This window comes from Actinoallomurus acaciae (genome assembly GCF_042429965.1).
Taxonomy (GTDB): domain Bacteria; phylum Actinomycetota; class Actinomycetes; order Streptosporangiales; family Streptosporangiaceae; genus Actinoallomurus; species Actinoallomurus acaciae.
The window spans coordinates 1-12,156 of sequence record NZ_JBHLZP010000243.1 but is presented as its reverse complement, the minus strand read 5'-3'; the positions used below and the strand labels follow the sequence as shown (position 1 = coordinate 12,156).

General features: G+C 70.9%; 14 protein-coding genes. 10 read left to right on the top strand and 4 right to left on the bottom strand.

What is annotated here, in order from left to right; genetic code table 11:
• The first annotated feature begins 326 nt into the window (after positions 1-326).
• The 5 genes from ACFFNX_RS27965 to ACFFNX_RS27945 all read left to right on the top strand — a co-directional run bounded on the left by ACFFNX_RS27965 (position 327) and on the right by ACFFNX_RS27945 (position 4,032).
• On the top strand, positions 327-734 hold the full coding sequence (locus ACFFNX_RS27965; protein WP_378208512.1) for a DUF6153 family protein: 408 nt from the start codon (positions 327-329) through the stop codon (positions 732-734).
• A 68-nt stretch (positions 735-802) separates the two neighbouring features.
• Complete coding sequence (locus tag ACFFNX_RS27960; RefSeq protein ID WP_378208510.1) at positions 803-1,390, top strand: DUF305 domain-containing protein; 588 nt, start codon at positions 803-805, stop codon at positions 1,388-1,390.
• A gap of 137 nt (positions 1,391-1,527) precedes the next feature.
• Positions 1,528-1,914 (top strand): BlaI/MecI/CopY family transcriptional regulator, encoded by a 387-nt coding sequence (locus ACFFNX_RS27955; RefSeq protein ID WP_378208508.1) that lies wholly within the window; start codon positions 1,528-1,530, stop codon positions 1,912-1,914.
• A complete protein-coding gene (locus ACFFNX_RS27950; RefSeq protein ID WP_378208506.1) occupies positions 1,911-2,834 on the top strand; it encodes a M56 family metallopeptidase in 924 nt (307 codons plus the stop codon). The genes ACFFNX_RS27955 and ACFFNX_RS27950 overlap by 4 nt, the downstream gene beginning before the upstream one ends.
• Before the next feature lie 202 nt (positions 2,835-3,036).
• Positions 3,037-4,032 (top strand): C40 family peptidase, encoded by a 996-nt coding sequence (locus tag ACFFNX_RS27945; protein WP_378208504.1) that lies wholly within the window; start codon positions 3,037-3,039, stop codon positions 4,030-4,032.
• A gap of 6 nt (positions 4,033-4,038) precedes the next feature.
• On the opposite strand, the gene ACFFNX_RS27940 is transcribed toward ACFFNX_RS27945, so the two are convergent.
• On the bottom strand, positions 4,039-5,157 hold the full coding sequence (locus tag ACFFNX_RS27940) for a hypothetical protein (protein ID WP_378208502.1): 1,119 nt from the start codon (positions 5,155-5,157) through the stop codon (positions 4,039-4,041).
• Between the two features lie 422 nt (positions 5,158-5,579).
• On the opposite strand from ACFFNX_RS27940, the gene ACFFNX_RS27935 reads away from it, so the two are divergent.
• The gene (locus tag ACFFNX_RS27935; RefSeq protein ID WP_378208500.1) at positions 5,580-6,140 is read left to right on the top strand and encodes a cadmium resistance transporter; all 561 of its coding nucleotides are present in this window, start codon (positions 5,580-5,582) and stop codon (positions 6,138-6,140) included.
• A 9-nt stretch (positions 6,141-6,149) separates the two neighbouring features.
• Here ACFFNX_RS27935 and ACFFNX_RS27930 read toward each other — a convergent pair whose 3' ends face one another.
• On the bottom strand, positions 6,150-6,497 hold the full coding sequence (locus tag ACFFNX_RS27930) for a hypothetical protein (protein ID WP_378208498.1): 348 nt from the start codon (positions 6,495-6,497) through the stop codon (positions 6,150-6,152).
• Between the two features lie 435 nt (positions 6,498-6,932).
• Here ACFFNX_RS27930 and ACFFNX_RS27925 point away from each other — a divergent pair, with 435 nt between their 5' ends.
• Both ACFFNX_RS27925 and ACFFNX_RS27920 read left to right on the top strand, forming a co-directional pair.
• Entirely contained in the window at positions 6,933-8,750 is a 1,818-nt protein-coding gene (locus tag ACFFNX_RS27925) for an acyl-CoA dehydrogenase family protein (RefSeq protein WP_378208496.1), read from the top strand.
• A complete protein-coding gene (locus tag ACFFNX_RS27920) occupies positions 8,734-9,276 on the top strand; it encodes an EF-hand domain-containing protein (protein WP_378208494.1) in 543 nt (180 codons plus the stop codon). Before ACFFNX_RS27925 ends, ACFFNX_RS27920 begins: the two co-directional genes overlap by 17 nt.
• Positions 9,277-9,323: 47 nt before the next feature.
• Here the strand turns inward: ACFFNX_RS27920 and ACFFNX_RS27915 are convergent, their stop codons facing one another.
• Positions 9,324-10,235, bottom strand: coding sequence for an SDR family oxidoreductase (locus tag ACFFNX_RS27915; protein WP_378208492.1), 912 nt, complete (start codon positions 10,233-10,235; stop codon positions 9,324-9,326).
• Positions 10,236-10,356: 121 nt separating this feature from the next.
• Between ACFFNX_RS27915 and ACFFNX_RS27910 the strand changes: the two genes are divergently transcribed.
• Together ACFFNX_RS27910 and ACFFNX_RS27905 are read left to right on the top strand one after the other, a co-directional pair.
• A complete protein-coding gene (locus ACFFNX_RS27910; protein WP_378208490.1) occupies positions 10,357-10,974 on the top strand; it encodes a TetR family transcriptional regulator in 618 nt (205 codons plus the stop codon).
• Positions 10,967-11,893 (top strand): MBL fold metallo-hydrolase, encoded by a 927-nt coding sequence (locus ACFFNX_RS27905; protein WP_378208488.1) that lies wholly within the window; start codon positions 10,967-10,969, stop codon positions 11,891-11,893. The genes ACFFNX_RS27910 and ACFFNX_RS27905 overlap by 8 nt, the downstream gene beginning before the upstream one ends.
• A gap of 5 nt (positions 11,894-11,898) precedes the next feature.
• Here ACFFNX_RS27905 and ACFFNX_RS27900 read toward each other — a convergent pair.
• The coding region (locus ACFFNX_RS27900; RefSeq protein WP_378208486.1) for a V-type ATP synthase subunit D at positions 11,899-12,156 on the bottom strand (258 nt) is incomplete at its 5' end.

Sequence of the window (12,156 nt, the reverse complement as noted above, 5' to 3'; positions counted from 1 at the left end):
GGTTCGTTCGTCGCGATCAGTACGCGGAGCGGGCGGGGCCGTGGCGAGGCCCACGCCGAGCCGGCCGGTTCGGCCACTCCCACGGCGCCGACGACGCCTCCGAGCACGGCCCGGCGCGACAGGGCGGCGGCCTGCGATCTTCTCTCCATTCGTCACAACGTAGGGATCCGGCCCGGCCGGGCGGTTAACGGCTTGGGAACCGGCAATGATCACACGGCTTCACCTGCCACGATGCGGCGCCGCCGACCGTCGTGGCCTTCGCGGTCGTGCGCCCGGCGGCGTCCTGTTCGCCCCGGTGAACCCGTCGCCGGATAGGCTCGATCGGTGTGAACGACCGGCAGCCGCCGCGGCGTGCCCCTGGGGTGACGGGCATGCTGCTGATGCTGTTCGTCGTCGTCGGCCTGTTGTTCATGCACGGTGTTCAGTCCTCGGTGGACCCGACGGACATCCGTGGCGTCCCGTTGATGTCGTCGGTGGCGATGTCAGCGCCGGACGGGCACTCGGACAGGCACTCGGCCGGGCACTCGTGTCAGTGCGACGGTCACCGGCATCCGGGCGGGCAGATGTGCCTGGCCCTGCTGGCCCTCGGGTCCCTTCTGCTGTTCGGCGCCCTGCTCGTTCGATCCGCGCCCGGCCGAACGACGCCAACGGGCCCGGTCGCGCCCGGACGCGGGCGCCCCGGCCGTCCTCCCCCGGCTCCGTCGATCTTCCAGCTTTCCGTGCTTCGGCTGTGACAGGCGTCCGGGCTCGTACGAGCCGCGACGCCAGCACGCCAGAACACGGAAAGAATGGAAGAAGACGCATGAAACACGCATGCTCCCTGCTCCTCGTCCCGGTCGCCGCGCTCACGCTCGCCGCCTGCGGCGGAGGCGACAAGGGACCCGGACACGACATGAGCGGCCACGACATGGCGGCGAGCTCGGCACCCGCCGGCGACCACGGCGCCCAGGACGTGATGTTCGCGCAGATGATGATCCCGCACCATCGGCAGGCGATCACCATGGCGAGGCAGGCCGCCACGAAGGCCTCCTCTCCGGAGGTCAGGCGGCTCGCCGGCCAGATCGAACGGGCCCAGGGCCCGGAGATCCGGCAGCTGACCGGCTGGCTCCGGACCTGGGGCGCGCCGACGTCGCCGGCCGGCGGCATGCACATGGGCGACGGGATGATGTCCGGCCAGGACATGAAGAAGCTCGACGGCCTGTCCGGCCGGTCCTTCGACAAGGCGTTCCTGCGCATGATGATCGAGCATCATCAGGGCGCCGTCACGATGGCCGAGGCCGAGCGGGCCCAGGGCTCCTTCGCCGCCGCGAAGGCCATGGCGAACAACATCGTGACCTCACAGTCCGCCGAGATCACGACGATGCGGAGGCTGCTGGCCCGGCCGGTGTGAGCCGCCCTGGGAGGCGCCCCTCGACGGGCGCCTCCCCCGGGGCCACCGAAGCGACCACTCTCCACAGACGTCCTGACCTCTGTGGGAGGCGATGGAGAATGGACCGCACCGAGGCGAGCCGATGACGGAGGTGGCAGATGCCGATCGCAGGGCCTCTCGAACGCGCGATCATGGAAGCGTTGTGGGATGCCGACCGGCCGCTCCTCATCCGCGAACTGCTGGTGCCCGTCAACGCGGGCTCGCCCAGGCCGTCGGCGTACACGACCGTGCAGACCGTCGCCGACCGGCTCGTGCAAAAGGACCTGCTGACCCGCACGCCGGACCGGAACGCCTGGCGGTACGCACCGACGCGCAGCCGCGAAGAACACGTCGCGGGCGTGATGGCCGAGGCACTGGCCGGCGCGCCGGACCGGGGGCCGGTCCTCGCGCGGTTCGCCGAGACGATCGACCCTCAGGACGCGCACCGGCTGCTGATCGAGCTGGCGCAGCGGTCGGGCCCGGCCGGCGAGGGCCGGCGCTCGTGATCCGGCTCGCGGGGCTCGGCCTGGTCCTCCTGGCGCTGGGCATCGGCGCTGGACCGCTGCTGAGCAGGAGCGCCTGGAGCCACCGGCTGCCCAAGGTCGCCGCCTTCGCCTGGGCCGGAGCGCTCGGCGGCGCCATCGCCGCGGCCGCAGGCGTGGTCGCGGTGGTCTCGACGGGACACCACGGCCTGGGGCACCGCGCCGCGGAGTGGGTGGTGAACTGCTGGCACCACCACGAAGGCGGCGACACCCGGTGGTACGCGGTCAACGCGGTGTTGCTCGGCGCGGCGCTCGTCGCGGTGTACGTGGCGGCGCGCCGCTACCGCCGTACGCTGCTGCGACGGCGCCGGCATCACGAGGCCCTCCAGTTCGTCGTCCGCGCCTCCAGCGAACTCGATGATGTCTGCGTCCTCGATCACCCGATACCGGTCGCCTACTGCGTCCCGGCGCGGACCCGGCCGATCGTGGTGAGCAGCGGCGCGCTCGACCGCCTGGATGACGGCGAACTCCAGGCGGTGCTCACACACGAACGAGCGCACCTGCGCCACCGCCATCACGTCCTTTTGACGGTGGTCGACGCACTGGCCGCCGCGCTCGCCTGGCTGCCCACCTTCCGTGCCGCGCGCCGCCACCTGCCGCTGCTGCTGGAGATGACCGCGGACGAGATCGCCGCCCACCGCTGCGGGCCTCGGAACGTCGCCATGGCCCTGCGCAAGCTCGCCGTCTCGCCGAGCCCGGCCGGCGGGCTGGCCGCGGGCGGCCGCGACCACTCACAGCTGGAGCAGCGACTCGCCAGGCTGGCCTCGCCCCCGGCCGATCACGCGCGGGTACGGCGGCTGACGTGGATCACCGCGACGGCTTCCGTCGCGGTGCCGCTCCTCATCTGCGCCGCCTGGATCTCCGCGACTCCCCTGTTGTGCTGAACGTCGCGACCCCAACGCCCTCCTACGATCCCTAGGAGGGCTTTTCCTTGTTCGTGCACCGTCGGCCGCCCGGCCTGTGAATATCTGGGTCATATGACGCGAGACGAGTGGCATGCGACATCATGATCTCCTACACTCCGTCAGAGCGTCGTAAGCCCCCATGCTTCACACGACGCACAACCGAAAGGAGAGGAGTCCCCCCTTGGCGACCTCGTTCTCGCGACGTCGGCGATCCGGCCACCGTGCGGGCCTGGCGGCCCTCGCGATCACCGCGACTCTGCTCGCGCCCGTCCCCCGCGCCGACGCCGCCCCCAAGCCGTCGGTCGCCGCGACCAAGAAGAAGCTGGCCAGGCTCAACAGTCAGGTCGACAAGCTCGTGGACAGTTACAACAAGGCCAAGTCCCGGCTCGACGCCGCCAAGAAGGAGCTCAAGGCGCTCAACGGCCAGGTCGCCGCCGAGGAACGCACCTACAAGGACATGCACACGCGGGTGGCGCGGATCGCCGCGGCGGCGTACAAGAACGGGACCCTGGACTACACCACGTCTCTGCTGGCCGCGCAGGACCCGAACGCCGCGCTGAGCCAGATGTCGGCCTTCACTCAGCTGTCCAGCAGCCGCAGCCGGGAACTCAAGGCGTTCGTGGACTCGGCCCAGCGCCTCCGCCGCGAGCAGGCCATGGCCCGGTACGCCCTTCAGGTGGTCCAGAAGCACGCCGCGAGCGTGGAGAAGCAGAAGACGACCGTCGAGAGGGCGATCGCCCGGCAGAAGGAGCTCCTACGCGACGCCGGGGTGCTCGGCGGCCCTGGCGGCCCGGTCGGCGGGACCTACGACGGCCCCGCCTCCGGCCCGCCGCGCAAAGCGCTCCAGTACGCGTACGCCCAGCTCGGCAAGCCCTACATCTACGGCGGCACCGGCCCGAAGGGCTATGACTGCTCCGGCCTGACCATGATGTCCTGGCGCGCCGCCGGTGTCAGTCTCCCCCGCGTCGTGCCGGACCAGTACGCCGCGACCCGCCACGTCGCCAGGTCGGACCTGCAGCCCGGCGATCTCGTCTACTTCGACGACCTCGGCCACGAGGGCATGTACGTCGGCGGCGGCAAGTTCATCCACGCCCCCCACACCGGCAGCGTCGTCAAGATCGACAGCATGTCCAACTCCTGGTACGTCTCGCACTACGTGGGCGCGAGCCGCCCCTGACCGAGGTCAGAACACCGGGTCGGCGGGCACGAAGTCCGACACGACGATCCCGCGCGGACCCGCTCTTCCCGACCCGTACGTCTCGCCGAGCGCGTCGAAGGCGAAGTGCTCCATCGACAGCAGGTGTGTTCCGCCGATGGTGACCGGCCTGCGGACCTCGTACACCGCCGGCCAGGGACACCGGTAGAGGCATCCGAGCCGTTCGCCGGTCCGGTCGGTGGCGAACACGATCGCGCCGCTCCGCAGGGCCGCGTCGATCTGCGCCTGGACGCGAACCGTCACCATCGGCTGCGGGTCCGTGGCCCACATCTTCTCGACCGCCGTGCGTGCCGCCGGAAGTGAGCGCCACATCCCTCGCCCGCCGGGATCGGTGAGCGACCAGATGTTGATCGTCGACGGACCGTGGGCGACGAGCGAGACGATGGTGGTGGGATCCCGGTCGTCGAGCAGGGCGGGCATCGCGGCGACCTGGCCGAAGAGGAAGAGCAGGCGGAGCGCGTACCGGAGATAGAAGGCGGTCAGCCTTGACCATATGGGTTCATCGAGGTCCGGCTGCTCCGTGTACTCGATCGCCGCGGCGGCGTTGTCGAGTAGCCATTGAAGCCAGAACAGGTCCTCCTCGTTCCTGACCGGTGCCCGGGCGTGGTCGGCCAGAACGGAGCCGCCCCGGGTGTGAATCGCCCGGAGCGCCGCCGCCATCGCGGTCGGCAGTGGATAAGGACCGTACGTCTGGTTCAGCCACGACGGGGGCTCGGCCGGGAGGTGCACCTGTTCTTCGACGCGGTACGAGGCGTCGGTCGCGACACGGCCGGCCTGGGACATCCAGCGACCGGCCGTACCGAGAAACGCCAGTATCCGAGCCGCCGCCTCGGCCCGTACGGTGCTGAACGAGCGAACCCTCACCGCGTCCAGAAGATGCTCCCCGACCACCTGCAGGACGTAGGCGTTCCAGGCGGACAGCAGGCGGCCCGCCACGGCGGGCGGGAACCGGCGCGGTGCCGTACGCCCGCGCAGAAGCTCACGGCGCCGGCGCTCCGCGTCGTCGAGCTCTCGGCGGACGAGCGGTCCCGCGGACCGGTACGGCTCGAAGACCCGCAGAGGCAGCTTTCCCGCAAGGGGCTTCACCGCGGAGATCGCCGCGGGAGACGGTCTGGCGCCCACCCGGCTCCGCCGGCTACCCGCAGGCCATGGACGAGGCGCGTTCGGGCTGGTGCGCGCTCGCCATCACCGAGTGGAGCATCGTCAGTGTGGCCGTGCCGAAAACCATGACGGCCAGCATAGAGTGCGGAACGCTCCGATGAGCGGGCCCGCCACAACCCACGCGCCGAGATCCGTGACGACGGCGGGGAGATGCGGGACACTCAAAGACTTGTGCATCCGGGCAACTGTGCAAGGCCCGACGATCATGCCGTGAAAACCGACGCGACCACCGAAGGAGGCCGACATCTCTCCGATCCGCAAGCCGCCTCCCGAGCCCTCCGGCAGGTGACGAGATAGGTTCGGTCCACCCGGAGGGGATCTTCGCCACGGTCGCCACCGCACTGGGGTTGTTCGCCGGAACGAACGTCGATGACATCGTCGTCCTCGCGGTGTTGAACGTCTCCTCACGTGTCGAGGGCCGCCCTCGGCGGTGGCAGATCTGGGCCGGGCAGTACGCCGGGATCGCCGCTCTCCTCGGAATCTCGATGCTCGCCGCCCTCGGCCTGACCGTGGTCCCCGGCGATTGGCTCTGGGTCCTGGGCCTGCTGCCGCTCGGACTGGGCGTACATAAGCTGATCGCCGCCGTTCGCGCCCGCCGCTCCGGAGGGCGGGCCTCTCCCGCGATGGCGACCGGGCTGGCCGGCGTCATGGGGATCACCATCGCCAACGGCGGCGACAACGTCGCCGCCTACACGCCGGTCTTCCGTACGGTCAGCGTCGGCCACACCGTCACCACGGTCGTCGTGTTCGCCCTCAGCGTCGCCCTCTGGTGCCTGGCCGGATCCTGGCTGGTCTCCCACCGCCGGATCACCGGGCTGATCGACCGCTGGGGCCAATGGATCATCCCCGCCGTCTACCTCGCGATCGGCCTCTACGTCTTCTGCAAGGCGGGCGTCCCCGGCAGGTGAGACCGCCCCTCAGCGTTCGGTGGCCTCGGCGCGGGGCGCACGGGTGAACGCGAGGATGCTCCCCGCCACACCGATGAGGATGATCGCGATGGCGACGCTGCTCCAGCCCTGCCGGTTCCAGTACACGTCCTTCAACTCGATCAGCAACGCGGCCTCGTCGACCACGAGGGCCAGCCCGATGCCGAAGGCGAGGCCCATCCAGGTCCGCCAGACGGGAGACCGCTCGACGAGCCCGCAGGCGCCGACGACGATCAGCAGAAGAATTCCCCAGATGTAATGGTGAATGTGCACACGACCGACATGAACATTGCCCAGCCCCGCGACGTGCACGTGAATCGCCCACGTCAGGAAACGCAAGCCGGCGAATGTCGCGGTGAATCCCCACCAGGCGAGGATGAGGCCGCGCCGCGTCGGATGGACGTGCCGCAGCCGACGTGGACGCCCAGGCCGAACCCGGGCCGAGCGATCATCGCAGGATTTCGAGGCTTCGCCGCTCATCAGCCGAGCCTACTGCGGGCGCGGGCCGCGGGCATCGGCCTTGGTTTTGTTGATTCGCGGAGAAAATAGCGATATGCCCAAATTGACACAGTTGCGACTTCTCCTGTGGGCGATAATTCATCGGCATGCTATTGCCATGTCAACCGCGCGGTTTACACTAATTCTCGCACCACCAATGCTGATCGACGATGGGTGCCCGGGTTGCCGCAGTCAGCCGAACGCCATGGCCATCGCCCCGTCATTCTCACGGCCCCCTCCTCACCACCCGGCCCGGCTTCCGGCACCACCGCCGCCTTGACCGACGCCCTGTTCGCCGGTCGCTTCGACGCGGTCCACGCACCCTGGCGGGCGCTGTGCGACGACGAGTCGTTCCACCGTCCGGCCGACGCGAGCCCGCAAGAACGTGTGGTCGGCTCCTACCGGCGGCTGCGGCTGCTCAACGAGACCCTCGGCTCGGTCGAGGACCTGGTCGACGACGTGGAGGCGATGGCCGCGCTCCACGAGTGGCTGTGCCCGGTAGAAGGCGGATTGGCCACCTTCGCGGGCATCCATTACAACCTCTTTCTCGGCAGCCTGGCCGACCACGACGCGGACGACCGGCGGGACCTGACCCCCTTCACGACGATGCGGCGCACGGGGATCTTCCTGTGCACCGAGGTCGGGCACGGCAACGACGCCGCGCGGCTGGAGACGACGGCGACCTACGAGCCTTCGACCGGTGGCTTCGTGCTGCACACCCCGACCCCCGCCGCACAGAAGTTCATGCCGAACGCCGGCACGGTCGGCGGGCCCAAGACCGGGCTCGTCGCCGCCCGGCTGATCCACGCGGGGACGGACCGGGGGGTCTTCCTCTTCCTGACGCCGTTGACCGATGAGCGCGGAGCGCTCCCCGGCGTCCGGATCCGCCGGCTACCGGACAAGATCGGCTATGCGGTGGACCACTGCCTGACCGCCTTCGACCAGGTCCGGCTTCCCCCTCAGGCGTTCCTGGCGGGCGAGCACGGGCGGCTCTCGGCGGACGGTGCGTTCACGAGCTCGGTGGACAAGACCCGGCTGCGCTTCCTGCGCTCGATCGACCGGGTCACGCCGGGCAAGCTCCACATGAGCGCCGGCGCCGTCGGTCTCACCCGGACCGCGCTGACCATCGCCGTCCGCTACGCCCACACCCGCCGGACCACCGGCCTGCTCGCCGGGCAGAGCGTGCCTCTGTTCGACCACGGCAGCCACCGCGCCAGACTTCTGGACGCGCTGGCCGACACCTATGCCGTGACCCTGCTGCACCGGACCGTGCTGAGTCGGTGGGTACGGGGCGGAGCGGCCGGCCGCGCCGACAACGACCGGCTCGTCGCCATCGCCAAGGCATGGATCACCTGGCGGGGAAGGGCGGTCGCGGTCGAGTGCCGGGAGCGGTGCGGCGCGCAGGGCCTCCTTCCCTTCAACGGCATCGCCGAGCTCCCCGACTACTACCCGGCCGGCATCACCGCCGAGGGCGACAACCTCGTCATCTGGGTGAAGGCGGCCGGTGAGCTGCTGGGCCGGGAGACGCCGGCGCCGGTCGCGGCGGCACCGGACGGGCGCCGGCTCGACGACCCGGAGTTCCTCCAGGCGCTGCTGTGCGACCTGGACTCCATCTGGCACCGACGAGCCCGCGCCCGCTGGATCAAAGCGTCCTCCGCCGCTCCGCTGGACCGGTGGAACGCCGCCGTCGGCCCCGCCCTGGAGATGACCAACGCCCACGCGCAACATCAGGCCGCCCGCTCTCTGCTGTCGGCCGCCACCCGATCCGGCCACCCCCAGGCCCGTACGCTCCTGCTGGCCGTGCACCGCCTCTTCGCGCTGCGGCGTATCGCCCGGCACGCCGGCGACCTGCTCGCCGAAGAACGGATCACCGCCGATCACGTCCGTGAGCTGCCCGACGCCGCCGAGGCCGCCATGGCCCGGCTCGCACCGCACGCGCCGATTCTGGTCGACGCTCTCGCGGTCTCACCGAGGCTCCTGGACCGCCTTCCCATCGCCCGGACCGATTTCCTCGCCGCCTTCGACCTCGTCACGCGACACGCCCACCCAGCAGGTCCCGACGAAAGGGGAGACACCGATGTCCCAGCTCCTTGACCGGAAGCTGAAGCACTTCTTCACGCTCATGGACCGCGACCGGAGCGGCACGCTCGAACTGAACGACTACCTGACCACGGCCGACGGCGTCAGCAGCGCATTCGGCATCGCCGAAGGGTCGGCCGAGCACCATGAGCTGCGCCGCGCGTTCACCCGGTTCTGGGAGGACGTCGTCAAGCCGATGGACACCGACGGCAACGGACATGTCAGCTTCGATGAGTATCTGACGGCCTACAACGCGGGCGTCCGTGACGACGCTCAGGGCTACGAGCGGATGAAGCCCATCTCGGACGCGATCCTCGCCATCACCGACACCGGGTCGAACGGAAAGATCACCGAGGACGACTTCGCGCTGGCCCTCTCCGGCTACGGCGTGCCCGAGCCGGACGGCCGGGCCGCGTTCACCGCGCTCGACCAGGACCGGAACGGGTTCCTGACCCCCGATGAGCTGCAGAAGGCGATCGAGGAGTACTTCCTCGGCACCGATCCCGAACTTCCCGGAAACACCCTGTTCGGAAGGTTCTGACGAGGCCGGGCACGGCCCTCACCCGGGCCGGACCCGGGTGAGGGGGGTCAGGAGGCCGGTGCGGCGAGGTAGTCGCCATGCGCCAGGTCGTCGAGCAGTGTCGGGTGGGTGGGCGACCAGCCGAGCAGCTCCCGGGTGTGAGAGCTGGAGACGGGTGCGTCGAAGCCGTAGGCGGCGGCCATGAACGGGCCGGCGAAGTGCGCGGCGGCCTCGTCCGGGGTCAGCGAGACCGCGGGCAGCCCGAGCCCCCGGGCGATCGTCTCCGCGACACTCCTCAGGGTGACGCCGCTTTCGGCCGTCCCGTGCAACGCGCTGCCCGCGGGAGCCCTCTCCAACGCCAGACGGAACAGGGTCGCCGCGTCGAGCCGATGCACCGCGGGCCAGCGGTTGCCGCCGTCGCCGACGTAGGCCGACATGCCGGTCCTTCGCGCGGTGGCGACGAGCATGCCGATGAAGCCGTGGTCCCCGGGGCCGTGGACGGTGGGAGCGAGCCGGACCACGCTCGCGCGTACGCCCCGGGCGGCGAAGCCCAGGCAGGCCCGCTCGCCCGCGATCCGGAAGCCGGCGAGTCCGGCCGGGTCGGGCTCGTCCTTCTCGGTGCTCTCCCGGCCCGCGGGCATGACCAGCGTGCCCGAGGTGCTGACGAACGGCCTGCCCGAGCGTTCCAGCACCTGGCCGAGCGTCTCGATCGCGGTCCGGTCGCGCCGCATCATGTCGTCGAGGTCGGTGAAGTCGCCGCCGAAGGCCATGTGCAGGACACCGTCGGCGGCTTCGGCGCCGGCGCGCAGGCTGTCGAGGTCTTCCAGAGAGCCGCGGTGCGGTGTGGCGCCCAGCGACTCCAGCCGGGCGGCGGCGGTGTCCGAGCGTGCCAGACCGGTGACGACGTGGCCGGCCGCGACGAGTTCCGCGACGACGGCGGGACCGGTCAGGCCGGAACCACCGGTGACGAAGACATGCATGACACTCTCCCCTTAACGCCAGTTACTGGCGCAACGTAGCGCCAGTCGCTGACTGTACAGGTAGCGCCAGTGACTGACGCAACTTTGCGTCGGTCACTGACACATGCGGTAGCCTCGGGGCGTGCCACGGAGCGGAGCGGAAGCGCGCCGCCGCCTCCAGCAGGCGGCCTTGGAGCTGTACCGGGAACGCGGGTTCGACCAGACCACCACGGCCGAGATCGCCGCCCGGGCCGGCCTCAACGAGCGCACGTTCTTCCGGCACTTCCCGGACAAGCGCGAGGTGCTCTTCGACGGCGAGGCCGACCTGCGCGCCGCGCTGACGCAGGCGGTGGCCGAAGCGCCCGACGGCCTGCGGCCGCTGGAGATGCTGCTCCACGCCTTCCGGAGATCCGGACGGATCCTCGAGGAGAACCGTCCGTTCTCCGAACCACGACTGGAGGTCATCGCCGTGACACCGGCACTCCGCGAACGCGAGCTGGCCAAGGCCGCGTCGATGACCGACGCCGTGGCGAAGGCACTGCGGCGGCGCGACGTCCCCGACCGGCTGGCCGACCTGGCCGCCCAGACCGGCTGGGCCGCCTTCCACCACGCGGCCCAAGCCTGGATCGACGACCCCTCGCGGAGCCTGGACGCGCATCTCCTCCAGGCCTTCGACGACCTGCACGCCCTCTCCGCGACCGCCCCACCGGCACCGGCACGGGCACGGACCGAGAACGGAACGGAGCCCGCCCGTGGGTGAGGTCGTGGACGGCTCGCCCGAGGCGGCGGCGCTGCGGGAGATCGTGCCGGGCGTGTACGCCTGGGTGCAGCCCGACGGGTCCTGGTGGGTCAACAACGCGGGCGTGATCACCGGCGATGACGGCACCGTCATCGTCGACACCTGCGCCACCGAACAGCGCACCCGCCGGTTCCTCGACGCCGTCCCCGGTCCGGTACGGATCGCGGTGAGCACTCACCACCACGGCGACCACACCTACGGCAACAGTCTGCTGCCCGACGAGACGGTGATCATCGCGCACGAGGCGACCCGCGCGGTGCAGCTGACCGACCCGATCATCGACGGCTGCCCGCCGTTCTGGTCCCCCCGGCCGGACTGGGGGCGAGTGAGCCGCAGGCCGGCGGACCTGGTGTTCCGGACCGATCTGACGGTCTTCACCGGCCGCCGGCGCGTCGACCTCATCCACCCCGGGTTCACGGCTCACACGGTGGGCGACGTCGTGGCGTGGCTGCCCGAAGAACGCGTCCTGTTCTCCGGCGACCTGCTCTTTCACGGCCTGACCCCGCTGGTGTTCATGGGGTCGCTGGACGGCGCGCTGCGCTCGCTGGACTGGATCGCGGACTTCGAACCGGCGCACGTCGTGCCCGGCCACGGCCCCCTGATCGCGGCCGGCCCCCTGCCCGGCGTGCTGGCGGCACACGAGCGGTACTACCGGCTGGTCCTGGAGGCCGCGAAGGACGGCCTGCGGGACGGCCTCGGCCCGTTGGAGGCCGCGCGCCGTACGGACCTGGGCGAGTTCGGCGGGTGGGCCGACGCGGAACGGCTGGTGTTGAACCTGCACCGCGCCTACGCCGACGCCGGGGGCGCCGAGATGGACCTCGTCGCCGCCCTGACCGACGCGATGACCTGGAACGGCGGCCCGCTGGCGACGTCCGTCTGACACGCTCACCCGCCGGTGGCCCGAAGATCACCGGGGTGACGCCGTGAGCCGGCCCGCAGGAGGCGTGCGGTGTCGGAGCGCTCGGCCTCGTCGAGCGCGAGATCGATGTGCTCGATCGCGGTGATGAGGCGGGGGATCCAGCGGTCCCGCAGGGCACGGATCCGCTGGCGGGTCACGGCGATCTCCCGGGCCACACGGCGTTCGGCCTCCCGCGCCGCGGCGTGCCGGACCGCCGTCTGGAGCGCGGCGCCGGCGGCCTCGCG

Bases quoted from the DNA above. Each gene is read 5' to 3' on its own strand.
- ACFFNX_RS27920 (WP_378208494.1), top strand. From the start codon at position 8,734: ATGTCCCAGCTCCTTGACCGGAAGCTGAAGCACTTCTTCACGCTCATG.
- ACFFNX_RS27915 (WP_378208492.1), bottom strand. From the start codon at position 10,235: ATGCATGTCTTCGTCACCGGTGGTTCCGGCCTGACCGGTCCCGCCGTC.
- ACFFNX_RS27955 (WP_378208508.1), top strand. From the start codon at position 1,528: ATGCCGATCGCAGGGCCTCTCGAACGCGCGATCATGGAAGCGTTGTGG.
- ACFFNX_RS27960 (WP_378208510.1), top strand. From the start codon at position 803: ATGAAACACGCATGCTCCCTGCTCCTCGTCCCGGTCGCCGCGCTCACG.